At 60.5% G+C, this 23199-nt stretch carries 21 protein-coding genes and 4 tRNA genes; 15 read left to right on the forward strand and 10 right to left on the reverse strand.

Features of this window, described 5'->3' with window-relative positions; translation table 11 throughout:
- Positions 1 to 125: 125 nt before the first annotated feature.
- Positions 126 to 201, reverse strand: a tRNA-His gene (locus HMPREF2562_RS01115).
- A 142-nt stretch (positions 202 to 343) separates the two neighbouring features.
- Positions 344 to 997: an oligoribonuclease gene (gene orn / locus HMPREF2562_RS01120; protein WP_016422281.1), complete on the reverse strand. Its 654-nt coding sequence runs from the start codon at positions 995 to 997 to the stop codon at positions 344 to 346.
- On the opposite strand from orn, the gene HMPREF2562_RS01125 reads away from it, so the two are divergent.
- Together HMPREF2562_RS01125 and HMPREF2562_RS01130 are read left to right on the forward strand one after the other, a co-directional pair.
- Positions 996 to 1184, forward strand: a complete 189-nt coding sequence (locus HMPREF2562_RS01125; protein ID WP_070549425.1) for a hypothetical protein — start codon at positions 996 to 998, stop codon at positions 1182 to 1184. The two genes, orn and HMPREF2562_RS01125, sit on opposite strands and share 2 nt — an antisense overlap.
- 95 nt (positions 1185 to 1279) lie before the next feature.
- The gene (locus HMPREF2562_RS01130; RefSeq protein WP_016422282.1) at positions 1280 to 1924 is read left to right on the forward strand and encodes a TetR/AcrR family transcriptional regulator; all 645 of its coding nucleotides are present in this window, start codon (positions 1280 to 1282) and stop codon (positions 1922 to 1924) included.
- A 55-nt stretch (positions 1925 to 1979) separates the two neighbouring features.
- On the opposite strand, the gene HMPREF2562_RS01135 is transcribed toward HMPREF2562_RS01130, so the two are convergent.
- Positions 1980 to 2052: transfer RNA gene (locus HMPREF2562_RS01135), tRNA-Arg, on the reverse strand.
- Between the two features lie 86 nt (positions 2053 to 2138).
- Here HMPREF2562_RS01135 and HMPREF2562_RS01140 point away from each other — a divergent pair.
- From HMPREF2562_RS01140 to HMPREF2562_RS01160, 5 genes are all read left to right on the forward strand, one after another.
- On the forward strand, positions 2139 to 4286 hold the full coding sequence (locus HMPREF2562_RS01140) for a bifunctional copper resistance protein CopD/cytochrome c oxidase assembly protein (RefSeq protein ID WP_049189874.1): 2148 nt from the start codon (positions 2139 to 2141) through the stop codon (positions 4284 to 4286).
- A gap of 232 nt (positions 4287 to 4518) precedes the next feature.
- Positions 4519 to 5079 (forward strand): single-stranded DNA-binding protein, encoded by a 561-nt coding sequence (locus tag HMPREF2562_RS01145; protein ID WP_049170979.1) that lies wholly within the window; start codon positions 4519 to 4521, stop codon positions 5077 to 5079.
- Positions 5080 to 5364: 285 nt separating this feature from the next.
- Positions 5365 to 7035: an energy-dependent translational throttle protein EttA gene (gene ettA / locus HMPREF2562_RS01150; RefSeq protein ID WP_016422285.1), complete on the forward strand. Its 1671-nt coding sequence runs from the start codon at positions 5365 to 5367 to the stop codon at positions 7033 to 7035.
- A 135-nt stretch (positions 7036 to 7170) separates the two neighbouring features.
- On the forward strand, positions 7171 to 7614 hold the full coding sequence (locus HMPREF2562_RS01155) for an acyl-CoA thioesterase (RefSeq protein ID WP_016422286.1): 444 nt from the start codon (positions 7171 to 7173) through the stop codon (positions 7612 to 7614).
- A 6-nt stretch (positions 7615 to 7620) separates the two neighbouring features.
- A complete protein-coding gene (locus tag HMPREF2562_RS01160; RefSeq protein WP_070549427.1) occupies positions 7621 to 8424 on the forward strand; it encodes a DUF8185 domain-containing protein in 804 nt (267 codons plus the stop codon).
- An 18-nt stretch (positions 8425 to 8442) separates the two neighbouring features.
- On the opposite strand, the gene HMPREF2562_RS01165 is transcribed toward HMPREF2562_RS01160, so the two are convergent.
- Both HMPREF2562_RS01165 and pepN read right to left on the reverse strand, forming a co-directional pair.
- Positions 8443 to 8841, reverse strand: coding sequence for a globin (locus HMPREF2562_RS01165; RefSeq protein ID WP_016422288.1), 399 nt, complete (start codon positions 8839 to 8841; stop codon positions 8443 to 8445).
- 67 nt (positions 8842 to 8908) lie between these two features.
- Positions 8909 to 11611: an aminopeptidase N gene (gene pepN / locus HMPREF2562_RS01170; RefSeq protein ID WP_049193748.1), complete on the reverse strand. Its 2703-nt coding sequence runs from the start codon at positions 11609 to 11611 to the stop codon at positions 8909 to 8911.
- 187 nt (positions 11612 to 11798) lie between these two features.
- On the opposite strand from pepN, the gene HMPREF2562_RS01175 reads away from it, so the two are divergent.
- Positions 11799 to 12329, forward strand: a complete 531-nt coding sequence (locus HMPREF2562_RS01175; protein ID WP_224783792.1) for an SMI1/KNR4 family protein — start codon at positions 11799 to 11801, stop codon at positions 12327 to 12329.
- A 148-nt stretch (positions 12330 to 12477) separates the two neighbouring features.
- Positions 12478 to 13122 (forward strand): mycothiol-dependent nitroreductase Rv2466c family protein, encoded by a 645-nt coding sequence (locus HMPREF2562_RS01180; RefSeq protein WP_070549429.1) that lies wholly within the window; start codon positions 12478 to 12480, stop codon positions 13120 to 13122.
- Positions 13123 to 13149: 27 nt separating this feature from the next.
- On the opposite strand, the gene HMPREF2562_RS01185 is transcribed toward HMPREF2562_RS01180, so the two are convergent.
- Positions 13150 to 14355 (reverse strand): TIGR04053 family radical SAM/SPASM domain-containing protein, encoded by a 1206-nt coding sequence (locus HMPREF2562_RS01185; RefSeq protein ID WP_042388514.1) that lies wholly within the window; start codon positions 14353 to 14355, stop codon positions 13150 to 13152.
- A 228-nt stretch (positions 14356 to 14583) separates the two neighbouring features.
- Between HMPREF2562_RS01185 and HMPREF2562_RS01190 the strand changes: the two genes are divergently transcribed.
- Positions 14584 to 15057, forward strand: a complete 474-nt coding sequence (locus HMPREF2562_RS01190) for a ribose-5-phosphate isomerase (RefSeq protein WP_005511109.1) — start codon at positions 14584 to 14586, stop codon at positions 15055 to 15057.
- Positions 15058 to 15164: 107 nt separating this feature from the next.
- Positions 15165 to 15782, forward strand: a complete 618-nt coding sequence (locus HMPREF2562_RS01195; protein WP_016422294.1) for a DJ-1/PfpI family protein — start codon at positions 15165 to 15167, stop codon at positions 15780 to 15782.
- 16 nt (positions 15783 to 15798) lie between these two features.
- Here the strand turns inward: HMPREF2562_RS01195 and HMPREF2562_RS01200 are convergent, their stop codons facing one another.
- A complete protein-coding gene (locus tag HMPREF2562_RS01200; RefSeq protein WP_016422295.1) occupies positions 15799 to 16680 on the reverse strand; it encodes a hypothetical protein in 882 nt (293 codons plus the stop codon).
- A gap of 146 nt (positions 16681 to 16826) precedes the next feature.
- The gene (locus tag HMPREF2562_RS01205) at positions 16827 to 17060 is read right to left on the reverse strand and encodes a hypothetical protein (protein ID WP_048734899.1); all 234 of its coding nucleotides are present in this window, start codon (positions 17058 to 17060) and stop codon (positions 16827 to 16829) included.
- A gap of 379 nt (positions 17061 to 17439) precedes the next feature.
- On the opposite strand from HMPREF2562_RS01205, the gene HMPREF2562_RS01210 reads away from it, so the two are divergent.
- The 3 genes from HMPREF2562_RS01210 (at position 17440) to HMPREF2562_RS01220 (ending at position 22048) form a co-directional block, all read left to right on the forward strand.
- Positions 17440 to 18963: a glycoside hydrolase family 1 protein gene (locus HMPREF2562_RS01210; RefSeq protein WP_049170990.1), complete on the forward strand. Its 1524-nt coding sequence runs from the start codon at positions 17440 to 17442 to the stop codon at positions 18961 to 18963.
- The gene (locus HMPREF2562_RS01215) at positions 18960 to 20267 is read left to right on the forward strand and encodes an MFS transporter (protein WP_016422298.1); all 1308 of its coding nucleotides are present in this window, start codon (positions 18960 to 18962) and stop codon (positions 20265 to 20267) included. The genes HMPREF2562_RS01210 and HMPREF2562_RS01215 overlap by 4 nt, the downstream gene beginning before the upstream one ends.
- Before the next feature lie 260 nt (positions 20268 to 20527).
- Positions 20528 to 22048: an alpha/beta fold hydrolase gene (locus HMPREF2562_RS01220; protein ID WP_126107929.1), complete on the forward strand. Its 1521-nt coding sequence runs from the start codon at positions 20528 to 20530 to the stop codon at positions 22046 to 22048.
- A gap of 38 nt (positions 22049 to 22086) precedes the next feature.
- On the opposite strand, the gene HMPREF2562_RS01225 is transcribed toward HMPREF2562_RS01220, so the two are convergent.
- Both HMPREF2562_RS01225 and HMPREF2562_RS01230 read right to left on the reverse strand, forming a co-directional pair.
- A complete protein-coding gene (locus HMPREF2562_RS01225; RefSeq protein ID WP_048735147.1) occupies positions 22087 to 22299 on the reverse strand; it encodes a hypothetical protein in 213 nt (70 codons plus the stop codon).
- Between the two features lie 186 nt (positions 22300 to 22485).
- Positions 22486 to 22560 (reverse strand) — tRNA-Gly (locus tag HMPREF2562_RS01230).
- Between the two features lie 563 nt (positions 22561 to 23123).
- Between HMPREF2562_RS01230 and HMPREF2562_RS01235 the strand changes: the two genes are divergently transcribed.
- Positions 23124 to 23197: transfer RNA gene (locus tag HMPREF2562_RS01235), tRNA-Pro, on the forward strand.
- The last annotated feature ends 2 nt before the right edge of the window (positions 23198 to 23199 follow it).

The raw sequence follows: 23199 nt of genomic DNA on the forward strand, positions 1-23199 counted from the left end.
GGCCATTTTTGTCATAAACGCAGTCAGTAACTTGGATTGGCCCGCCGCCGCCAACCATAAACGCAGTTGCTAAGGCGGAAACACAAAAACCCTCGGCCCGGAAAAACCTGGCCGAGGGTTCTACTTGGGGTGACTGACGGGACTCGAACCCGCGACACCCAGGATCACAACCTGGTGCTCTACCAACTGAACTACAGTCACCATTACCGCATTAAAGGAGCTGTATTCTCAGCTCATCTCTGCAGCGAACTATATGGTAGCCCACAGTGGGCTGGAAACAAAAACAGCAGGTCAACCCGGATAAATTTGGGAAAGGGTGGGGTTTGGGTCGTCGTAAAGCGAGCTAGCCGCGAATCTCACCGTACTTTTCCGTCGATTCCTTGCTTGCGGCAGAAATAGCGTCGCCTTCGGGGCCGGGGTGGGGCAGAAGCATGGCGCGGCGGTAGTAGTCCAGCTCGCGGATCGACTCCTTGATATCTGCAAGAGCTCGGTGAGCGAGACCCTTTTCTGGAGCGCCCTTGAGGACCTGGGGGTACCAGCGGCGGGCAAGTTCCTTGAAGGAAGAGACATCAATCATGCGGTAGTGCAGGTGCTGGTCGAGCTCTGGCATGTAGCGGTGGATGAACTTGCGGTCGGAGGCAATCGAGTTGCCTGCCAGTGGGGCGGTGCGCGGCTCGGGAACCCACTGACGGATGTAGTCCAAAACAGCCTGTTCGGCGTCGGCGACATTAGTCTTGCTGTCGCGAATTTCCTGATCCAGGCCGGACTTCGCATGCATCTTGGTGACGAAATCATCCATCTGCGCCAATTCGGTCTCGGACGCGTGCACGACGATGTCCACGCCTTCCCCGAGGACGTTGAGGTTGGCATCGGTGACGAGAGCCGCGATTTCGACAATGACGTGGCGCTCGGGTTCGAGGCCCGTCATCTCACAGTCAATCCACACGATGCGGTCGAGCTCAGGGGAGAGCTGGAGGTCGGGATCGGGCTGAGCCATGATTTCACCTTTCGCTGAGATTCGGCATGATTCTGCAGTGCGCCTTATTTTGTGCCCGGACTGGGCTGTGGGGCACACGCTGACTGCGCCCAGCTTAGCGATGTGGATTGTGCTGTGGTCGGGCGTGTGGATTGCCGTGTGGTTTGTGGAGCGAATTGTGGGGGAAACGAAATTAACTGGAAAGTAAGATCTTAGAATTGGACAACGGGGCATGAACTAAATCGACCTATTTGCCTGATAAAATTACTTCTGAGTTCGGATTCCAACGGGAGAAATAGTTACATGGATGAGACGAGGCGTGTTGGCGACGCTGCTCAAAGCACCACCGCGGCACAGAAACCATCCGTCGATGATGTCATCATTGCCGCTGCGCGCGAAAGCGTAATGACTGTGGGCTTGCGTAGGACTTCGATTGCAGAAATTGCTCGCAAGGCAGGAGTTTCGCGTCCGACCGTATATCGTCGATACGCTGACATTGGTGAGCTTCTGGGGGAAGTGACCAACCGCGAAATCCTGCACATGCTTGAGGGGCTCCGCTATGTCCCTGGCGATTCGCGCGCTCGCATGTTGCTGCGTATTCGAATCGTCGTTCAACGCATCATCGAAAGTGACTTTTTCCCTGGCCTGGTCAAGACAGATCCCGACCGTGTCTTAGAAGCGCTCACTGGAGAGATGAGCGATACACAGCTGGAAATTGTGGAGAAATTCATTCTCCCCGGTGTCCGTCACGGGCAGGAAGACGGCACTATTCGCGAGCACGATCCATATCTGCTGGCGCGCAACATTTACCGTCTGATTCAGACGATGGTGCTGGTGTGGCGCCCGGATGGCAAGGACGCGACGCTAGACAAGGAATCTGTCGAAGAGGTCGTCGACATGGTTGACCGCTACTTGCGCCCGGATCCTGCGGATAACAAGAAGAACTAAGAAGTAAAACCCCGCCTGCATCTGGTATAAAACCAGTTCAGGCGGGTTATTTTTGCGCCCCCAGAAGGATTCGAACCCTCGACCAATCGGGTAGAAGCCGACTGCTCTGTCCACTGAGCTATGGAGGCTAGCTAAGAAAAGCATTGTAGCGTCTCTAATGTAGCCAATCACAACCGGTTCTGTTCTAGGGACTTTGGTCGCTAAGCTTAGGGCTATGACTGCCACGACCAAGGCCGAGACCTCTCCGCCTGTTAGCAAGGATAAGAAAGTCCGTAAATCTGCTGGTTGGTACGTTGTTTTTGTACTTATCGGCGGCGTTCTAGCTGGTTTGCTCTCGATGGCGTTCAACATGGATTCGCGCGCCACGTTGGGTATTCCCGATCCCGGCACAATCACCACCTTCGGGTTCCCGTTCGCGAAGGCGGCCGGTGAGCTGCTCGCCTGCCTCGGTGTCGGTTCGTTTATGCTCGCCGCTTTCGGTACGAAGCAGCGTGCCGACGGCACTTTGGGCCTCGACGGCTACACGGCATCCCGCACGGGTATGTGGGCCATGCTCGGCTGGGGCCTCATGGCGCTGATGGAGATTCCGCTGGTGCTCTCCGATGTGTCGGGCCAGCCGCTGTCGACGACGATTCAGCTGAGTAACTGGGCTGTGTCGTTGGAGCAGACCAAGGAGGGCTTGGCGTGGCTGTGGGTAGCTATTTTTGCGGGCATTGTGGCGCTTGGTTCATCGCTGACTCGTAAGTGGATTTGGCAGCCGGTGTTCTTCGCCATCAGCTTGGTGTCGATGATGCCGCTGGCGGTTGTAAGCCACAATGCCTCCGGTGGTGCCCATGACTACGGCACTAACTCCTACATCTGGCACTTGACCTTCACTGTGTTTTGGGTCGGCGGTTTGATGGCGCTGGTTGGCCACGCGCGTCGTCGCGGTGAATGGATGCCAGAGGTAGTGAAGCGCTATTCTTTCGTGGCGTTGGTGGCTTTCATCGCCATGTCTGCCTCCGGCTTCATTAACGCAGCCATCAACATTGACTGGTCTGACCTGGTCAGCAACAACTACGGCATCATGGTGCTGGTCAAGGCCGTTCTCACTATCTTGCTGGGCCTATGCGGCTATGTGCACCGCAAGATCACCATTCCGGAGATTGAGCGCGCTCAGTCGAATCGTCCATTCTGGCGTCTGGCCATTGTCGAGGTCATCATCATGGCGCTGACAATCGGCGTTGCCGTAGCTCTGGGCCGTACTCCGCCGCCACCGAATTTCTCTGAGCAGGCCGGCGGTGAGGGCCTGCCGTCGATTACGCAGATGCAGGTCAAGCTAGGTTACAACCTGGAGATCCCATTCGGTTGGGAGGCCATGTTCACGCAGTGGCGCTTTGACATCTTCTTCGGCTCTGCCGCCATCATTGCCGCGTGGATTTACTTGTACTGGCTCTACTTGCTGAAGAAGCGCGGCGGTACCTGGCCGCTGTCCAACACCCTGTGGTGGCTCGCCGGCTGTGCCACGCTGCTGTTTACTTCGTGCAGCGCGCTGGGCGTGTACATGCCGGCTCTGTTCTCGGTTCACATGATCGCCCACATGCTTTACTCCATGGGCATTCCGGTCATGCTGGTCCTGGGCGGCCCAGTTACGCTCGCGCTGCGTGCGCTGAAGCCGGCCGGCCGCGATGGTCTGCCTGGTATTCGTGAGTGGCTGGTGGTCTTCATCAACAACCCGGTGTCGCGTTTCCTCACGCACCCGGTTGTGGCAACGGTGCAGTTCGTCGCGGGCTTTTACCTGCTCTACATGACACCGATTTACGACTTCCTGGCTGATGAGCACGCGGGCCACGTGTTCATGAACATCCACTTCTTGATCTCCGGTTACATCTTCTACTGGGTCATTATCGGTGTCGATGCTGCACCACAGCAGATTGAGCCGTCGGTCAAGCTGGTCACGCTGATGGGGTCGTTGCCGTTCCACGCTTGGTTCGGTATTTCGCTGATGCAGTCGCAGCAGGTGCTTGCCGAGGCCTACTACGCCAGCCTGGATCTCCCTTGGGCAGTGAATCTCCTGGAAGATCAGAACGTTGGTGGTGCCGTCGCGTGGGCTGCCGGTGAGGTTCCGCTCTACATCGTCACCGTTGCGCTGTTTGTACAGTGGCGGCGTTCCGATGAAAAGGATGCAGCCCGCTACGACCGCGTCGCAGACCGCAACAATGATGAGGAGTTGGCCGCTTACAACGAAATGCTCGCTCGCATGAGCCAGCAGGTCGGTGTTGGTGGCGAGGATGAGCGCGATTACTACACCTCGGAGGTTGACGCGCAGCATCCGGTGCACATGGATAATCCGATCGATGCCTCGAAGAGGCGCGGAAGGTAGCGTCGTTAAGCTGATTTTGCATGCTTGACGACGAGGATTGCCGCGACTTCGCCCCTCAACTTCATACGTAGCCTGTGGATAGTTGTCTTTTCGACAAACTTATCCACAGGCTTTTTATGTACCTCTTTCATTTGTTTCTCGAAGCCGGAAAAGTAATTGGCACGGCACGAATGAGACACCTTCGAATTATTCGGCCGCAGTAGGTAAACGCTTTCTTTGGGGGAGGAGCCCGATGTCTGAGGCAGTTATTACCGTGGTGGGCAATGTGGTCCATCATGTGGAAAATCGAAACACCAATTCTGGGGCAAAGGTCTGCAAGTTTTCTGTGGCATCCAGCAAGTCATGGAAGGGGGAGAATGGTTGGGAGCAGTCGGAGACGTCATATTTTGATGTTGAATGTTGGGGCAAGCTCGCCGAGAACGTGAATAACACGGTGTGGAAGGGCCAAGCCGTCATTGTCCACGGTCACGTTCGTACGGATCGCTGGGAGGGCGATGATGGTACGAAGCATCAGCGCCAGAAGATCATTGCTAAGGCGGTAGGTCCGAATCTGCGCCGTCACCTGGCAACGGTGAAGACTATGACTGAGAAGCCGCATGAGTCGCCGACTGGTCTTGGTGAGTCATCGACTGGGGATTCGGAAGCTTCGGTTACTGAGACAGTTGCGTCTCAGGCCGGGGCCGTGCGCACCTTCACTGCTAGTACGGGCGGCGCTGGTGAGGCGGGGAACACAGGTGCAGCTAGTTCGGAGCAGCGAGAAATGGCTGATGCAGGAGTCAGTGCGCCGTTCTAACCCAGGAGCCAGTACATCGTTGTAGAGCGGAATGAGGGGGAGCCGCTGAAAGAGCGGAAAGAGGGGAGGGGTAATTACTGCACGTGAGGTGACGCTGCTGAGAAAGGGGAGGGATCGCATACGATTCGGCAGCGTTATCTCGCAGCTAGTTTTGCTAGGAGCCTGGCAGAGATTTTGGTGGGAAAGGATTGCGGGTACGCCCATGTAGATTGTGCCTTTTGGTTCCTATGCGTAACCTCTACAGGGATTGCTTATTTCCTTTCTACGAGGGGACGAAATTCCACCATGGGTGAGTTCATCTACCAGATGAAAAACGTGCGCAAGGCGCACGGCGATAAGGTTATTCTCGACAACGTCACCATGGCGTTTTACCCGGGCGCAAAGATCGGCGTGGTCGGTCCGAACGGCGCAGGTAAGTCGTCGATTCTGAAGATTATGGCTGGCCTTGATCAGCCGAGTAACGGTGAAGCTTTCCTGGAGCCGGGCGCCACTGTCGGCATCCTGCTGCAGGAGCCTCCGCTGAATGAGGAGAAGACCGTTCGCGGCAACGTCGAGGAGGGCCTCGGCGACATCTTCGAGAAGAAGGCTCGTTTTGAAGCCATCGCCGAGGAGATGGCCACCAATTACACCGACGAGCTCATGGAAGAAATGGGCAAGCTCCAGGAGGAGCTCGACGCCGCTGATGCTTGGGAGCTGGATTCCAAGATTGAGCAGGCAATGGATGCGCTTCGCTGCCCGCCGGCGGACGAGCCGGTTACTCACCTCTCCGGTGGTGAGCGTCGTCGTGTAGCACTGGCAAAGCTGCTGCTCTCCGAGCCGGACCTGCTGCTTCTCGACGAGCCGACTAACCACCTGGACGCCGAGTCTGTGCTGTGGCTCGAGCAGCACCTGGCTAAGTACCCGGGTGCCGTCCTGGCCGTGACCCACGACCGTTACTTCCTGGATCACGTCGCTGGCTGGATCTGTGAGGTCGACCGCGGCAAGCTCTACCCGTACGAGGGCAATTACTCGACTTACCTGGAGAAGAAGGCTGAGCGCCTCGAGGTTGCAGGTAAGAAGGACGCCAAGCTGCAGAAGCGCCTGAAGGACGAGCTGGCGTGGGTCCGCTCGGGTCAGAAGGCTCGCCAGGCCAAGAACAAGGCCCGTCTGGAGCGCTACGAGCAGATGGTGGAGGAAGCCGAGCAGTACAAGAAGCTCGACTTCGAAGAGATCCAGATTCCGACCCCGCCGCGCCTGGGTAACCAGGTTGTTGAGGTCAAGGACCTGGAGAAGGGCTTCGATGGCCGCGTCCTGATTAAGGACCTGTCGTTCACCCTGCCGCGTAACGGCATCGTCGGTGTGATTGGCCCGAACGGTGTGGGTAAGTCCACCCTGTTCAAGACCATCGTGGGTCTGGAGCAGCCGGATTCCGGTGAGGTCAAGGTCGGTCAGACTGTTCAGCTCAGCTACGTTGACCAGGGTCGTGAAAACATCGATCCGGAAAAGACCGTCTGGGAGGTTGTCTCTGATGGTCTCGACTACATCGTGGTCGGCCAGAACGAGATGCCGTCTCGTGCGTACCTGTCTGCATTCGGTTTCAAGGGTGCGGACCAGCAGAAGCCGTCGAAGGTTCTCTCCGGTGGTGAGCGCAACCGTCTGAACCTCGCGCTGACCCTGAAGCAGGGCGGTAACCTGATCCTCCTGGATGAGCCGACTAACGACCTTGACGTCGAAACCCTGTCTTCGCTGGAAAACGCACTGCAGAACTTCCCGGGCTGTGCCGTGGTCATTTCCCACGACCGTTGGTTCCTGGACCGCACCTGTACCCACATCCTCGCATGGGAAGGCAACTTCGAAGAGGGCAAGTGGTTCTGGTTCGAGGGCAACTTCGAGGGCTACGAGAAGAACAAGATTGAGCGTTACGGCGAGGAGGCTGCACGCCCGTCGCGCGTCACGCACCGTCGCCTGACCCGATAATCTGTTTCGCGCGAATCTGATTTTTGCCAACGGCAAAGTCCGGAACCTTGTGGACTGGCTCGCACCAGTGCACAGGTCCCGGGCTTTCGCGTATTCGCAGGCTCGTAGCTCCAGAAAACGCCTATAGTTCTGGGTATGACTGAATCAGCACCATTTCGTACCAACGTCGCTATCCGCTGGTCTGATTTCGATCAGTATGGCCACGCCAACAACACCGCTTTCCTGGAATACGCCCAGCAGGCTCGTCTGGACTTTGTGATGCGCGGTCTCGGCGGCGGGGCAGGGATGCCTGCGGCAGTGGTGCGTCGCCTGGAGATTGACTACGTCCGCGCTATTTTGCCGGACACCCAGGAAGTTGTGGTTGAGACCGAGATCATCAACTTCGGTCGCACCTCTTTCACACTTCGCCAGACAATCTCCGACCAGCATGATCACATCGTTGCTGTGCTCGAAACCGTGATGGTGATGTTTGATCTCAAGACTGCGAAGGCAGTCGAGCTCTCCCCGTCTGCCCGCCGTGAACTGGAGCGTTTTGCAGCTCCCGCAATCGAAGACAACAAGGAAGACCAGGACAAGTAATTCGCCGTGACCACTTCTCATCCCGCTGCCGAGCTGACCTTTGGCACTCCCGATGCCCTGAAGAATCTGGGTGTCCTGGCCCATAAGGCCTACGCCCTCGACGAGAGCACGTTGCTACGCATCCGAGCACGTAAGACCGCCGCCGCTGGTATCAGTTCCTCGTCGGCACCTAACGCTGCGCCCGCAATGTCGCAGGTATGGGTGAAGACCCCAATCGGCCCGCTCGCCATGCGCACGATTGCGCTGCACGCGCTTCCCGACGACATCATCGTCACCGCCGCGGAGATTAAAGACATCGCAGTGCGTGCCTTTGCGCAGGCAAAAACTGCTGAGGACGAAGAGGAGAAAGAAGCTTCGCTCACCGCGATGCCATACCGCGTGCATGCGCAGTCGGCGTCCTCCTGGCCGGGATTCCTGCCAGTGCCGGAAGGATGGCAGGTTGTCGACTATGTTCCAGCGACTGCTTTCCGGACTCTCGAGAAGCAGGGGCGCGCGGTCGCCGTCGAATTTTCCGGCCCGATGGGCATGCCACCGTCTCTGCTGGACCAAAAGGTTCTCACTGTCAGCGGCGGTACCGGTGAAGCCACTGTTGATACAGGGGAGGGGCAGTCGCAGGCGACGTCGAAAAGCGTCGTGGACGTGACCATGCGGGACGTGTTTGCGCTGTGCACGATGGGCTTCATCCCGGAGCAACCGGATGAAAAAGAGCCGGTGCGCGTGTCCGCAAAGGGACGGTGGCACCGGCTGGATGGGCGGTTTGGCTCGATCTTTACGCTCGAGTCCTTTGGCGTACTGCCGCTGCTGAACTAGCGGCGCAGGGCCTAATTCCTACTGCGCGTCGAAGCGGTTGATGAGCATGTCAGCAACCTGCACCATGTGGTTCCACATGGCTTCGCGCTGGGGGCGGGGGAGCTCGTCATCGGAAATGTCTGCGAGTGAGGCGCTCATGATTTCCAGCCAGCGGTCGCGTTCGGCCTCGCCGATGGAAAACGGCATGTGGCGCATGCGCAGGCGCGGATGACCACGCTGTTCGCTGTAGGTGTGCGGCCCGCCCCAGTACTGGACGAGAAACATACGTAGTCGATCCTCGGCGCCCTCCCAGTCATCGCTGGGGTACATCGGGCCGATGAGGTCATCGGAACGCATGCGCGTGTAAAAACCATGGACGATGCGATTGAAGACATCCTCGCCGCCGACGGAGTCAAAGAGCGTCTGAGAAGTTGTCATGGCACCAAGTCTATCGACTTGATGCCACGAAAACGATAACGGCCAAAGTGCCGGCCGAAATCACTTGTTACTTCGCGTCGAACTCGCGGGCGCGAAGAGCGAGCTTCACCAGGAACTGCTGCTCAGAGATGATGCGCTTGACCGGCGATGCAGTCTCGTCGCTGTCGAGCAGACGTTGAGCGGCTGCAATTGCCTCATCACTGATCTCCCAGGTGGGGTAGAAGCCCTCGAGCAGCGTCTGTGCCGTCTCGGATGAGAACTGCTTCCACCAGCTGTTGGCAACAGCGAAGAAGTGCTCCGACAGTGAGGTTGCCGACTGCTCCGCGTTGATGGTGGCGCGGGAGTCGTCGTCAAGCGCCTGCGCGAGCACTGCACCCGAGCCCGGCGCGTTGAAGCCGGCCAGCAGGTGGCGAATGACAAGGTTCGATGGGGCGTCGTCGCCGGAGACAGTCGCCTCAGCCCAGACGCGGGACTTGTTGGCGAGCGTCGGCACGGAGGCGCGGCAGGCGATGGCGGCCTGTGCGCCGAGTGCTGAATTGTCGGTCTTTTCAAGCTCTGCGATGGCCTCCTCGCCTTCGAGACCAGCGGAAACCAGAGCCTTCAAGGCGCGCCACTGCATGTCGGTGTCGACAGTGACAGCGGGGAAGCCAGCCTTGTCGGCGTCGCCGGCGTAGATGGCGCGCAGTGCGTCGGCGACGTCGCTATTCGACGAGCCCACGGTAGCCAGAGCGTTAACGAAAACCAGGGCGCGGTCGGCGTCGGTTTCCTTCTTCGCGTAGTCCAACAGACCCTGAGCCAGCAGATCGCGGCCGGTGGACTCGGCCCACTGAGGATCGGCGTAGACGTTGACGGCGCTGACCGCCTGAGCGATGACGCGCTCCAAGACGGAGAGCTTATCCTCGCCCGGGATGCCGCGAAGCACCAGGTTGACGAAGTCGCGAGCGCGCATCTGGCCTGCGCGAACCATCTGCCAGGTGGCGGACCAGCACAGTGTGCGCGCCATCGAATCGGTGAAAGCGCCGATGTTGTCGATGACGGTGGCAAGCGAGCCTTCGTCCAGGCGAATCATGCTGTAGGTGAGGTCGTCGTCGTTAACCAGCACGACGTCGCCAACTGGTGTGTCGACCAGATCTGGGACATCGGTGCGGGCACCGCGGACGTCGATTTCCACGCGCTTGGTGCGCTCAAGTACAGCGTCCGCGCCGGTGCCGCGCAGGTTGTAGATGCCCACTGCGATTCGGTGATCACGGAGTTCACCGGCACCCGGCTCGGCGCCTTCCTGCGTGACTGCGAAGGAGGTGTACTTGCCGTCCTCTTGATGGAACTCTGGCGCCAGGGTGGTGATGCCGGTGGTGGTCAGCCACTGATCGGCCCAGCCAGACAGATCGCGACCGGAGGCCTCGGAGAGCGCCTCCAACAGATCCGCGAAGGTGGCGTTGCCAAAGCGGTGGCGGGAAAAGTGAAGACGAGCACCGGCGAGGAAGGCGTCCTGACCAACGTAGGCGGCCAGCTGCTTGAGGGTGGACGCGCCCTTGGCGTAGGTGATGCCGTCGAAGTTCTGCTCGACGGTGTCAATGTCGCTGGCATCGGCGGCAATCGGGTGCGTCGACGGCAGCTGATCCTGCTTGTAGGCCCAGGCCTTCTCTACGTTGGCGAAGGTGGTCCAGGCGTGGCTGTAATCGGAAACCTCAACCTGTGCGGCGGCAGCCGACCAGGTAGCGAAGGACTCGTTGAGCCAGAGATCATCCCACCACTGCATGGTGACCAAATCGCCGAACCACATGTGAGCCATCTCGTGCAGGATGGTGTCGTTGCGGCGCTCGTAGAGGTAATGGGTGGGCTTGGAACGAAAGACGTACTCGTCGCGGATGGTCACGCAGCCGGCGTTTTCCATCGCACCCATGTTGTATTCCGGGCAGAAGATCTGGTCGTACTTGCCGAACGGGTAGGGCTCGCCGAAGTGCTTGGCGTAGAAGTCGAAGCCTTCCTTGGTCTCCTTGAACAGAGTGTCGGCATCGAGGTACTCGGCGATGGACTGGCGGCAGTAGATTCCTAGCGGAATGGTCAGCTCGCCGTCCGGCTGGTGCTCGGCAGGGGTTTCCGGGTGCGGTGCGACAGTGCCGGTCCACGAGTCAGTGACCTCGTGCCACGGGCCCGCACAGACTGCGACGAGGTACGTCGACAGCGGAACATCCACTGAGAAGTCGAAGGTGTCGGCCTCATTGCCGTGGACATCGGTGGTGGTGCCGGTCTTGGCTACCGAGTTGGAAATAACCTTCCAGCCCTTCGGCGCCACGACGTGGATGGAGTACGTCGCCTTCAAATCCGGCTGGTCAAAGCAGGCGAACACGCGCTTGGCATCGGCAGTTTCAAACTGCGAGTACAGGTAGGTTTCGCCATCGGCGGGATCCTGGAAGCGGTGAATGCCCTGGCCGTTATTGGTGTAACGACAGTCCGCATCGATAACGACGGTGTGGTCACCTTCGGTCAGGTCTACGTTAATGCCGGTCTCGCTGTCATAGCGAGCGGCCTCCGTGGCATCGACGCCGTCGATGGTCACACTCTTGACAACCGCATCACGCAGGTCAATAAAGGTGGAACCAGCGCGCTTCGCTTTCAGAGAAATTGTGGTCTTGGAAGCGAATGTTGGTGCGCTGTGCTGCCCACCGACCGGTGCGGTCGTAAGGTCGAGGGAGATGTCGTAGTGGGACACCTCGAGCATGGCCGCACGGTCGGCGGCCTCGGTCCTGGTTAGGTTCGTGGAAGTCATGCGACAAGTGTAACCACGACCCCGGATTGGGAATCGGGCAGTAGCGTGGTGGGCGGGGTGACCTCGACTTCCTCGCTCATTGCGTGTCGATTCGGGCGGTCGATTGGCGGTCGATTGGCGGTCGATTGAGCGAGATTTTGGCTTCTTTGGCATGCGAGCAAAGCCGAACGTGAATACACTTCGTTTCATGTACGAACTCAGTGATGATGCAAGCAAGGTTGAACGGGTCAACGCGGCGTGGGATCGCATTGAAGCAAAGCTTGGCGACGATGCTTTGGAGGCCCCGGCGACAGAAGCGGAACTGGATCAGCTTGAGGCTGACCTCGGAGTAAAGCTGCCAGACTACGTGCGAGCTTCGTGGCTGCGGCACGCGTCTGTGGACGGTGAGCCGTGGGACGGTGGCTGGATTGCACCGCCTAAGTCGATTCTGAATGACTACAAGCTGTGGACTCAGCTGCAGGCCGACGGCGAGTTCGATGACTTTGAAGCCGAAAGCATGGACAGCGCCGACTCGGATGGCAAGTGGTATCACGAGGCATGGATTCCACTGGTCATGGACTTCGGCGGAAACAACTACTGTCTGGACATGCGCTCGGGGAAGATGGTCTCCATGGACCACGAGGTGGGCTCGGAGTTCCTGGACTACGCCGACTGGCCTGCCTACCTGGAGGCTGCCGCTGATTCCCTGGAGGCTACGGGCTTGCCCTGGAACGGTTAGGTAGGCGATTTAGACGGCGCCCGATGGGGGAGCCAGTTAACACCAGGTCCGGTAGAACTTCGGACCCATCCGAATTCATGAATGCGAGCCGAAAAAATCCGCCCTATAGTCGTTGATAAGTCAATCAATGCTTTAGGAGGACTTTCACATGAGCAATCGAGACAAGGTCACTTTTTACTTCGACGTTTCCTGCCCGTTTTGCTGGGTGACGTCGCGCTGGATTAAGGAAGTCGAAAAGGTCCGCGACATCGAGATCGAGTGGAAGCCGATGAGCCTGTCGGTGCTCAATGAAGGCCGCGATGAACTGCCGGAAGATTACAAGTTCATGATGCAGTGCAACTGGACCCCGGCACGCCTGTTCAACGCCGTGTTCTCCCAGGATGGCCAGGAGGCCGTCGACAAGCTCTACACCGCGCTGGGCACGAAGATTCACAACGAAAACCGCATCGATCGCCATGCGCATGTCGACGAGCCGGAGCACGCATTCGACGAGCTGATTAAGGAAGCCCTCGCAGAGGTTGGACTGCCGGAAGAGCGCCTGGCACAGGCCCTGACTACCGAGTTCGATGAGCTCATGCGTGAAAACCACGCAGAGGCCATGAAGGAGGTCGGCAACGACGTCGGCACTCCGGTGGTCAAGCTCAACGACGTTGCCTTCTTCGGTCCGGTGCTTACCCGTATCCCACGCGGCGAAGAAGCCGGCAAGATTTTCGACGGCTCGGTTGCCGTCGCCAGCTACCCGTACTTCTTCGAAATTAAGCGCTCCCGGACTGAGGACCCGCGCTTCGACTAAGAAAGCAGTAGCAGCTGGGGCGCGCAGTTAGGAGAGCTGACCCGCTCCGGCTCCAGCATTCTGCCCGGTAGAGGCCTGCCGTTCTTCTTCGCTCATGGCAGCCCACCGTGGCGGGATGTAGATGCAGGTCGGGTCGGATGCGGTGTAATCCCCGGTCAACGCGTACGCTGTCGACCGGGACCCACCGCATACGCTGTGGTATTCACAGACGCTGCACTTTCCATGCCAATTGTCCGGATCGCGAAGGGCCTTGAACGCCGGCGAGTTCGAATAGATTTCCTGGAATGGCGTGGCCTTCACATTTCCGCAGTGAAGCGGCAGGAAGCCATTGGGGTAGACGTCGCCGATGTGGTCAATGAAGGCAAAACCTGACCCGGAATTGACGGCCATGGGGGAGCGCGGGCGACGTGGCTTTTCCGGCACAGCACCGAGCAGCTTTGTCGTTTCCTCGGTCAAGTAACGGTAGAGCTCGCCGCCCTCATAGGGTGGCAGCCCCTTTTCCTTCGCTTCCTCCTGCTGCATGACGACGCGCCGATACTGCGGCGCCTCCGTCGTCTTAATGGCAATTCGGTTGGACACATCAGACAACCAGTGCAGAACATCCTCGCGTTCCTCCGGTGACAATGCGCCCAAATCCGCACCGCGACCAGTGGGAACGAGGAAAAAGACGTACCACATCTTGGCCTGCATCTCCATGACGGTCTTCAGCAGCGCTGGCGCCTCATGAATATTTCCCTTGGTCAGGGTCGAGTTAATCTGCAGCCGGTAACCGGCCTCGTTGATGTGCGGAGCCATTTCGAGCGTCTTTTCAAAAGTGCCCGAAAATCCACGGAACTTGTCATGGGTCTGGGCAGTCGCGCCATCGAGCGACATGGACATCGCCTTGCCACCGGCCTCACGCAGTGACTGAATCCGCTCTGGCGTGAGCCGCGGCGTCACCGATGGAGATAGCGACATATTCAGGCCCTGCTCCGTGCCGAATCGCACCAATTCTTCCAGGTCATCACGCTCAAAAGGATCACCGCCGGTGAGCACTACAAGCGGCTTCGGCTTGCTATACGACGCCAAGGTCTCCAGCAGCATCTTGCCCTCGGTGGTCGAAAGCTGGTGAGGATGCGGCTCGTGCTGCGCATCTGCACGGCAGTGCTTGCAGACTAAGCCACAAGCCCGCGTGACCTCCCAAATGACAATAAATGGTTTCTTGTTGATGTCATGCCGAACCGTTCGCACCACCGGTGCGTGATGATTCCCATGGGAGCCATGGGCTTCAGGATCGACTTGGAAGTGAGCTTGCGGCGCAGGAGACACGGTAAAAGCACCCAATTTCCGGTTTCGAAGGCGTGCTGAAACGCAAATACAGTCACTTTTCACCCTATTCGGCTGCGCAGGAGACGTCGTCAAGCAATACCTAAAACGGGTGCAGGCGCCGTGGAATCCGTGGGAACCGCTAAACTTGCTGCCATGCGTATTTACCTTGGTGCAGACCACGCCGGTTTTGAGATGAAGAACCTGATTAAGGCCCACCTGGAGAAGGCTGGCCACGACGTCGTTGATTGCGGCGCTCACACCTACGACCCTGCAGATGATTACCCAGCATTCTGCATTGAGGCGGCTTCCCGTACCGTCGCTGATCCGGGCAGCCTGGGCATCGTGCTCGGCGGTTCCGGCAACGGCGAGCAGATTGCTGCTAACAAGGTCAAGGGCGCTCGTTGTGCGCTGGCTTGGTCGGTGGAGACCGCAAAGCTCGCCCGCGAGCACAACAATGCTCAGCTGATCGGCCTCGGCGGTCGTATGCACTCTGAGGAAGAGGCCCTGGCTATCGTCGATGCTTTCGTCTCCCAGCCGTGGAGCGAGGAGGAGCGTCACCAGCGCCGCATCGACATTCTGGCAGAGTACGAAAAGACTGGCGTTGCCCCGGAGCTGCCAGAAGCTTAAAGGGATTGCTGTTCGCTATCTGTTGATAGGAATAAAAAAGGGGTCTGGTTCCAGAAAACTCTGGGACCAGACCTTTTTTCATGTGTAGACGGAGTAGGAATTGTCGTATGACAAATCAAGAAGCGCATCGCCGAGTAACTGTTGTGCTATTCCCCGGGTTCGAGCTCTTGGACGTATTTGGACCGGTTGGCCTTTTTGGCCATGTCCCAGAGATTGAGGTCGAATATGTCGCCAACATTGCTGGTCCGATAACCAGCGCTCAGGGGGCGCAGGTTATCGCCACACGTTGTGCCACTGACCTCGAAACGGTCGATATTCTTCTAGTTCCTGGTGGAGCCGGGAGTAGAACACTAGTTGACGATGCAGAGTTTTTGGACTGGCTCAACAACCTCGGATCCCGGGCGCGGTTAGTGGCATCGGTTTGCACAGGTTCCGCACTGCTTGCTGCGGCTGGGCTTCTTGAAGGAAAGCGGGCAACTAGTAATAAGTTGGCTTTTGATTGGGCTACCTCGTTCGGAAACGAAGTGACGTGGGTGAAAGCGGCTCGATGGGTTGAAGACGGAGATCGCTGGAGCTCATCAGGAGTCGCAGCAGGTATGGATATGGCTGTTGCTTTAATTAGCAGCATCCTTGGCAAGGAAGCTGGTCGATTCGCCGCCAGAAAAATTGAGTATCGGCCTCAGACAGACGGCACTGTCGATCCTTTTGCGGATTTAGCGAAATAGCGGCGCCGGGCTTTTTCTAAATATCGAAACCGTCGAATCCGCCGTCGAAAAATCCGCCGCCGTCGCCGCCGCCGTCGCCGCCACCGAAGAGGCCGTCGAAGAAGCCTCCGCCGTCGCCTGCGTCACCGGCATCTGCACCGCCGCCACCGAAGTCGCCGCCAAGGTCATCTCCACCGAAATCGTCGCCACCGAAGTCTTCGGCTCCAAAGTCCTCGGTGCCGCCGAAGTCGTCAGCGCCGGTGCCCATGCCGCTGGCGAACTCATCAGCGCCGTAGGCAACACCGGCCATACCGTGGAAGAGGGTAGAGAACAGCAGCATCGAGCCTGCGGTCCAGACACCGGTGCGGAGCGCGGACTTCCACCATGGCTCGGAGTACCAACCGGCCGGAACCGGACGGCCAGCGACACGACCACCGGGGTAGTAGTTCGGAGTTTCCGGGGTGGCGTATGGAGAGGCGGTAACCGAGTGGCCTTCGTGCTCAATGGTGCGAGTTTCGGTCACAGAACCAGCGGCCTTCTGCCCCTCCAGCGGTGGCAGTGTCGGCCCCGCCGGCAGGCCCATAATTTCGCGAGCCGCATTGATGTAGTGCAGGCCCTCCAGCGCCGATTCGCGGGCCATTCGCGCCTGTGCCGGGGTGCGCGCAGTAGAAATCTGCGAGGAAGCGGCATTGTAGCGCTCGGATGCGTCAGCAAGAGCCTGCGTGGAAGCCGAATCGGTGCCAGCCAGGTTCAATACCTGTGAGCCCAGTCGCTCAATCCATCGGCGGGCGTCTGCGACGGCGTCTTCCAATTGATTGTTCTGGCGAGCATCAAAGGCCCTGTTAGAGCGGTTTTGAGCCATCGACGCGATGATAATTGCGCCGCCGACGGTGATCGCGATCAGGATTAAAGCCCCCATGGGCTAGGCCTCCAAAAAGGAAATTGCGGGTACTGCTTGTAATTACTTGAGATAACGCATGTAGAGCGAAAAAAGTTCCCGAGCTTACATATCTGTCCGACAGATGTAGCTCGGGAACCAGGAAATGATTGGGTATGGGTAGGTATCTATGATTCGGCGGAGTCGGTGCTCTTGGTGCGGCTCTTCCGATTGGCGTGCCATGCGCGAACTTCTTCGGAATCCCACAGGGTCAACCCATGAAGCTTCGCGACGGGTTCAGGAGCCTTCTTGCGGCCAGCGTAGCTGGTGAAAGTGCCACGTGCGGTGCCGGAAAAAGCAGCGCATTCGACCGCGGTCCATAGTTCGTGTCCAGTATCGGCATCGATAATGGTGGGCTTCATGGTGCCCAGAGTACCCGTAGCACTGGATCCTGAACAGAGGTCAGAAGAATTTCTGGTCCCCGGACGTCGGCTCAGAAAGTAAAAACCGGGAGCAATGCGCCCGGTTGCGTGGAGGGGATGACGGGAATCGAACCCGCGTCTTCAGCTTAGAAGGCTGACAAGTGGGGTTCCTAACGTGATTTTTGATTTTTTTTTGGGGGGGGGGGACATCGTCAACAACGGGCCGGGGCTCCGATTCGTTCCAGGGGGAGCGGATTTTTCGCGAACGATCCGGTTGCTCTACTCGGTTGCTTTACGACGACCCCGTCGACGCGCGAAACCCATAATATTTTGTTTGAAAACCAAAAACTAGGCGTGATGTGTGACATAGGATGTCGGCATGTCAACCAATGTGCCTGCCAATGACCGAACTCTCCATCCTCAGCCGCGCACGTCGCCGCTCGCGAAGCCGTTGCATCACGACGTCGATCTGCGGGGTCTGCTGATCGGCACGGCGTCGGCCGCCGGGCAGATCGAGGGCGGTGACGAGAACAACGACTGGTTCGATTGGGCCCGCGAGCCCGGCAACATCGCCGATGGTTCGACCCCGCTGCGCGCCACCGACCACTGGAACCGGTGGCGGGAGGACAACGAGCTCATGGCGTCGCTGGGTCTGCCCATCGCTCGCATCGGCGTGGAGTGGGCGCGTATCGAACCGCGGCCGGGGGAGTTCGACCATGCGGTGCTGGATCGCTACCGTGAGGAGATTGCCGACCTGCGGGACAAGGGGATTCGTCCGCTGGTGACGCTCCATCACTTCGTCAATCCGCTCTGGTTCGCTCGGCGCGGCGGCTTCACCTCCGATGAATCGCCGGCGGCTTTCCTGCGCTATGCGGAGACGACCGTGCGGGCGCTCGACGACCTCGTCGACGAGTGGATCACCGTCAACGAGCCGAACGTGTACGCCACCCAGGCGCACATGTTCCGCTCGGGCCCGCCGGGCAACCGCTCGTGGGGCGACACGATGGCCGTGCTGCGCAACATGGCGGTGTCCCACATCCGCGGTTACGAGGTCATCCACGGCATCCAGGGGGATCGGGCGAAGGTCGGCATCGCCCACCACGCACGGGCGTTCGCGCCGCGCAATCCGCGCAACCCCATCCACCGCGGCCTGGCGCGGATCAATCGGCATCTGTTCCAGGACATCGTCGCCGACGCGCATCTGGCGGGGAAGTTCCATCCGCTGCTGGGCGGGGCGAAGGTCGGCCGCGGGTTGCCGTCGGGCCGCCACCACGACTTCCTGGGCCTGAACTACTACTCGCGCACGGCCGTCGACAAGTTCGACGACGGCACCTTCGTCGGGGCTCCGGTCAACGACCTCGGGTGGGAAATCCACCCCGAGGGCCTGGTCGAATGCGCCCGCGACCTGAACGAGCGTTTCGGCGGACCGGTCTGGATCACCGAAAACGGCACCTGCGATCTCGGCGATCTGGAGCTGTCGGTCGGTGGCGTGGACGCGGGCGTCGAAAAGCCGAATCCGGCCGGGGACTACGCCAACCCGGACGCCGGGGCTGCCGACCGCAGGCTGGAGTCGTTCCGGCCGCGGTTCATCCTGGAGCACCTGCGGGCCATCGCCGAGTCGGACGTGCCCATCGAGCGCTGGTACCACTGGTGCTTCGTGGACAACTGGGAATGGGCCGACGGCGAAGAGCCGCGATTCGGCATCGTCCACCTGGACTACGAGACGCAGGAACGGACGATGAAGCCGTCGGGCCACCTGCTGGCCGAGCTGGCCCGCACCGGGCGGATCACCCCGGAGCTGCACCGGCGCTACACCGCAGGCCGTCGTTACCCCGTCGCGGACGAACACACCGACCCCAACGTGCGGGCGCAGCCGCCGGAGCCGGATGGGGTGCAGGGATGAGCTCCTCCGAACACGCCGGCTCCTCCGAACGCGCCATCTCCGACGTCGGGCGTTTCACCGCCGACCCCGCCCAGCGCACGCCGGTGACCACCGGCTGGATCGTGCGGTACGGCCTGCTGTACCTGGGGCAGAACATCTCGTGGGCAGCGCCGACGCAGCTGTTGTTGGCGCAGCAGATCCTCATCTGGCATCCGGGGGAGAAGGAGGAGAAGTTCGCGCTCCTCATGGCGGTCGGCGGGTTCTTCTCCATCATCGGGCATCCGCTGGCCGGGTGGTTGTCGGACCGCACGGACACGCGCTGGGGCCGCCGCGCCCCGTGGATCCTCTTCGGCGGGCTGGCGGCGGCCGGGTCGCTGGTGTTCCTGGGCGCCGCGCCGGGCTTCATGGCGTTGACCATCGGGTGGGCGGTGTTCCAGCTGGCCATCGCGGCGTCAATCAACGCGGCCCAGGCGGTGGCGCCGGATACGGTGCCGGACAATCAGTACGGCGTGGTCTCGGGTGTGCTGGGGCTGACGTACACCCTCGGCGTGGTGCTGGGCACCGTCGTGGCCACGGTGTTCGACCTGGGGCTGGCGTACATCGTCACCGCGGCGCTGCTGCTGGTGCTCATCGGCCAGTTCCTGCCGGGCTTCCGCGACGTGTCCCGGGTGCGGTCGCAGGCGGCCGCATCTCCGGTGCTTGACGACGCCGGCGGGGACGCTGACGCCGTGGTGCCCGCCGTCGCCGAGGTGCCCGGAGGGCTCTACCGCGACTTCACGTGGGTGTTCATCGCCCGGTTCCTGGTGACCACGGGCAACTCGGTCGCGTTGTTCTACCTGTTCTATTACCTGCGCGATCACATCGGCCACCCCGATCCGGATGCCGGCGTACTCGTCCTCACCGGCGCGTATGCCCTGTGCGTCATCGTCACCGCGATCCTGTCGGGCAAAGTGTCCGACAAGATGGGCAAGCGCCGGGTGTTCGTGGCGTTGTCGTCGATGGGCGTCGCCGGGGCCTGCGCGATCATGGCGTTCGCCGGGAGCTTCGCCATGGTCGTCGGCGCGGCGGTGCTGTTGGGTCTGTCGTGGGGCGTGTTCATGGCCGTCGATCAGGCCCTGATCAACCAGGTGCTGCCCAAGGCCGATGAGCGCGGGCGTGACGTGGGCGTCATGAACCTCGCCGTCGCCGGCCCGAACATGGCCGCCCCGGTGCTCGCCGCCTTCGCGTTGGCGAACCTCGGCGGGTACCCCGGCCTGTACGTTTTCGCGGGCGCGCTCACCGCCGTCGGTGCGGTGCTGGTGTACCGGGTGCGGTCCGTGCCCTGATCTCCGTGCGTTGAACAGCGTGCGGCCGGTGCCTTAATCTTCGTGCCTTGAACGGCGTGCGGTCGGCGTTACGGTTTGATACCGTTCGTTGCAGTCGATGAAAGGTGTTTATCCCCGTGCGCCCCACGAAGAAGTTGTCCCCCGCCGCATTCGGCGCAGCGTCCCCCGCCGTCTCCTCTGTGGAGACCGGTGCCGAGGCCCGGTCCGCGAGCCGAGTCTCAGCGGCCCCGTCGTCCCGGACGTCCTTCGTCCGCAGGGCGTTGGCCCCGGTCACGGCGCTCGCGCTGGCGGGCACGTTGCTGTCGGTGCCGCAGGCGTCGGCCGGCGGCTCCGCCGGTCCGGCCGATCTCGGCGGGTTGGACTGGGGCGCGTGCCCGACCGCGGCGATGACCGCGCCGGGCACCGTGTGCGCGGACATCGACGTGCCACGTGATTATTCCGACCCGGAGGGCGCGACGATTTCCCTCACTGTCAGCCGGGTTCCGGCGACGGGGGAGCGCCGTGGCGTCATCGCAGGCAATCCGGGCGGCCCCGGCGGCGACGCGTTGGGAATGTTCTCCGACGAGGCCGTGAGGATGCCGACCGCCGTCCGGGAGCACTTCGACCTCATCGCCGTCGAGCCGCGCGGCCTGGCCTGGGGCACCCCGCTGAACTGCAACGTGGCGGACATCCCGATGACGGGTCTGCTCTCCGGGCAGGTCGGCGCGATGTACGCCTCCTGCGAAGCCAATGAACCGGGATACGCGGCGACCATCACCACGGAGAACACCGCTCGCGATCTCAACCATGTCCGCGACGTGCTCGGCCAGGACGTCATGCACCTCTACGGCCTGTCCTACGGCACGGATCTGATGAGCACGTACGCGACCCTGTTCCCGGACAAGACGGGCCGGATGGTGCTGGATTCCTCGGTCGATCCTGCCGACCGTTACTTTCGGCTCGGAGACTCGCGCGAGCCGTGGCGCCGCGAGGCTCTCAACGCGATGTTCCAGTGGATCGCCGACCGTGACGACGAGTACGGCCTGGGCACCACCGCCCTGCAGGTGTACGCGCGCTGGTCGCAGCGCATCAACGAGGAGGTTGGCGCGCCGGGTCAGGTCTACCCGCCGCCGACGCAGGTGGGCGACGTGCCCGCCGCCTTCGCCGACGACCCGGAGGCGTTCATGCAGCTGGCCGACGGCGTTCTGCCCGTCGCGTGGCGCAGCCATTCCTTCGCGGCGAACCTGATGCGCCCCGGCGCCGGCAATCAGTCGGTGCTGCTGCAGCAGACCTTCGCGGCGACGTACTCGGAGAGCATGTGGCCCGACATCGCCGACGCCGTGGTCACCGGCGAGGTGGAGACCCCCGAACTACCCGAGGGCGTGACCCCGGAAGACATGATGGCGCAGACCGAGGCGATGGGAACCATCGAGCGGGCGATCATCTGCAACGACAACGTCACCGCCGCCGACCCGTCCCGCATTCCCCGCACGTACCTCGACCAGTTCACCGGCGGCGACATCTTCCGCCTCAACGCCGATGCGCTGTCGTCGGGGCAGCTATGCCTCGGCTGGCCGGGGCAGGGCGCTGCCGTGGAACTCAGCGGCGACGCCCTCGAGTCGAAGCCGCTGCTGCTCCACTACGACCGCGATGCGGCGGTGACCGGCACGGGCGGCCGCGCGATGCAGGCGGTCATGGGCGGCGAGCTCATCGAGCTGCCGGGCCACGGCCACGGCGTGCTCGTCGCCCACAACGACGCCGACGAGATCGCCAACGTCGTCGCCGCCCACTACTTGGGCTGACCGGTCATGCCGGGCTGACCGGTCCGAGATTGGGCCGGCTACTTGCCCTTCGCCTCGTGGCCTTTCTGCCACTCGCGCACGTCGTCGGAGTTCCGCGGGTTCAGCCCGTGGAGCTTCGCCGCCGGCACCGGCGCTTTGCCACGGCCCGCATAGCTGGTGAACGTGCCGCGCGCGGTACCGGTGAACTCCGCGCATTCGGCGACGGTCCACAGCTCGACGCCGGTGTCCTTGTCGATGATGCGAGGATTCATGCCGCCGGGACTAGTTGTGCGTGACGACGGCAAAAGACCCGACATGACAGTGCCACCGACTTGTTACCGACGCTGTATGAAACCGTGACGCGCGCACGCGGTCGTGACATGCCTGTGACGGATTTCGGGACGGATCCCGTCAAAAAGAAGAACACCCTCCGACGCTGGCCGGAGGGTGCTTTCACATGGAGGGGATGACGGGAATCGAACCCGCGTCTTCAGCTTGGAAGGCTGAGGTATTAGCCACTATACGACATCCCCATAGACAGAAATCCGGTTTAGATGCGCACTCGCCTCAACCAGACCGTGTCTTGGTACAAGGCATATTAACTCGTTAAAGCGCACATACAAAAATCGATGCCAGGTTTTTCTCGAAGGATTTAAAGAAAAGTGGCTGTGGCCGGGAAAAACAGAAAATGAAACTAAAGCAATATGGGGTATATGAAACAGGCGTATAGCCGTTGATTACACTGTCACACGACTCAACAAAGGGGCAGTCGTTTTAGGCGGCTTCTTTGGGGAGTCGGCCGACGAATGGAGTGTTTGCAGTAAACGAGGCCGCCAAAAGCAGTGCCGAGGTGATGCAAACGCCCTGTGATATGCATGGTTTTCATGAAACCGGTAGTAGTTGGCAGGTTGGCTCTCGATGGCGTCGTAAAGCGTTTTCAGACAGAGCATTAGCCTGGTTGAACGCGTGGTTTTGTGATTTCGTTAATCGTCAGGTAAATCTATACGGGTCCGTTGTGGAAACGCGATTTCGCGACTATGAGGGCCCCGGTGCAGATGCTCCAAAGGGGTTTCTGCTAGGTTTCGAATGACGCATACGGGGTATGGCGCAGCTTGGTAGCGCGTCCGCTTTGGGAGCGGAAGGCCGTGGGTTCAAATCCCGCTACCCCGACC

This window comes from Corynebacterium sp. HMSC077G07 (genome assembly GCF_001809225.1).
Lineage (GTDB): Bacteria > Actinomycetota > Actinomycetes > Mycobacteriales > Mycobacteriaceae > Corynebacterium > Corynebacterium jeikeium_D.

What these genes read in the sequence shown, in the direction of transcription:
- HMPREF2562_RS01125 (WP_070549425.1), top strand. Translation starts at nt 996, where the DNA reads ATGATTTCACCTTTCGCTGAGATTCGGCATGATTCTGCAGTGCGCCTT.
- orn (WP_016422281.1), bottom strand. Translation starts at nt 997, where the DNA reads ATGGCTCAGCCCGATCCCGACCTCCAGCTCTCCCCTGAGCTCGACCGC.
- HMPREF2562_RS01130 (WP_016422282.1), top strand. Translation starts at nt 1,280, where the DNA reads ATGGATGAGACGAGGCGTGTTGGCGACGCTGCTCAAAGCACCACCGCG.
- HMPREF2562_RS01140 (WP_049189874.1), top strand. Translation starts at nt 2,139, where the DNA reads ATGACTGCCACGACCAAGGCCGAGACCTCTCCGCCTGTTAGCAAGGAT.
- HMPREF2562_RS01145 (WP_049170979.1), top strand. Translation starts at nt 4,519, where the DNA reads ATGTCTGAGGCAGTTATTACCGTGGTGGGCAATGTGGTCCATCATGTG.
- ettA (WP_016422285.1), top strand. Translation starts at nt 5,365, where the DNA reads ATGGGTGAGTTCATCTACCAGATGAAAAACGTGCGCAAGGCGCACGGC.
- HMPREF2562_RS01155 (WP_016422286.1), top strand. Translation starts at nt 7,171, where the DNA reads ATGACTGAATCAGCACCATTTCGTACCAACGTCGCTATCCGCTGGTCT.
- HMPREF2562_RS01165 (WP_016422288.1), bottom strand. Translation starts at nt 8,841, where the DNA reads ATGACAACTTCTCAGACGCTCTTTGACTCCGTCGGCGGCGAGGATGTC.
- pepN (WP_049193748.1), bottom strand. Translation starts at nt 11,611, where the DNA reads ATGACTTCCACGAACCTAACCAGGACCGAGGCCGCCGACCGTGCGGCC.
- HMPREF2562_RS01175 (WP_224783792.1), top strand. Translation starts at nt 11,799, where the DNA reads ATGTACGAACTCAGTGATGATGCAAGCAAGGTTGAACGGGTCAACGCG.
- HMPREF2562_RS01180 (WP_070549429.1), top strand. Translation starts at nt 12,478, where the DNA reads ATGAGCAATCGAGACAAGGTCACTTTTTACTTCGACGTTTCCTGCCCG.
- HMPREF2562_RS01190 (WP_005511109.1), top strand. Translation starts at nt 14,584, where the DNA reads ATGCGTATTTACCTTGGTGCAGACCACGCCGGTTTTGAGATGAAGAAC.
- HMPREF2562_RS01195 (WP_016422294.1), top strand. Translation starts at nt 15,165, where the DNA reads ATGACAAATCAAGAAGCGCATCGCCGAGTAACTGTTGTGCTATTCCCC.
- HMPREF2562_RS01200 (WP_016422295.1), bottom strand. Translation starts at nt 16,680, where the DNA reads ATGGGGGCTTTAATCCTGATCGCGATCACCGTCGGCGGCGCAATTATC.
- HMPREF2562_RS01205 (WP_048734899.1), bottom strand. Translation starts at nt 17,060, where the DNA reads ATGAAGCCCACCATTATCGATGCCGATACTGGACACGAACTATGGACC.
- HMPREF2562_RS01210 (WP_049170990.1), top strand. Translation starts at nt 17,440, where the DNA reads ATGTCAACCAATGTGCCTGCCAATGACCGAACTCTCCATCCTCAGCCG.
- HMPREF2562_RS01215 (WP_016422298.1), top strand. Translation starts at nt 18,960, where the DNA reads ATGAGCTCCTCCGAACACGCCGGCTCCTCCGAACGCGCCATCTCCGAC.
- HMPREF2562_RS01225 (WP_048735147.1), bottom strand. Translation starts at nt 22,299, where the DNA reads ATGAATCCTCGCATCATCGACAAGGACACCGGCGTCGAGCTGTGGACC.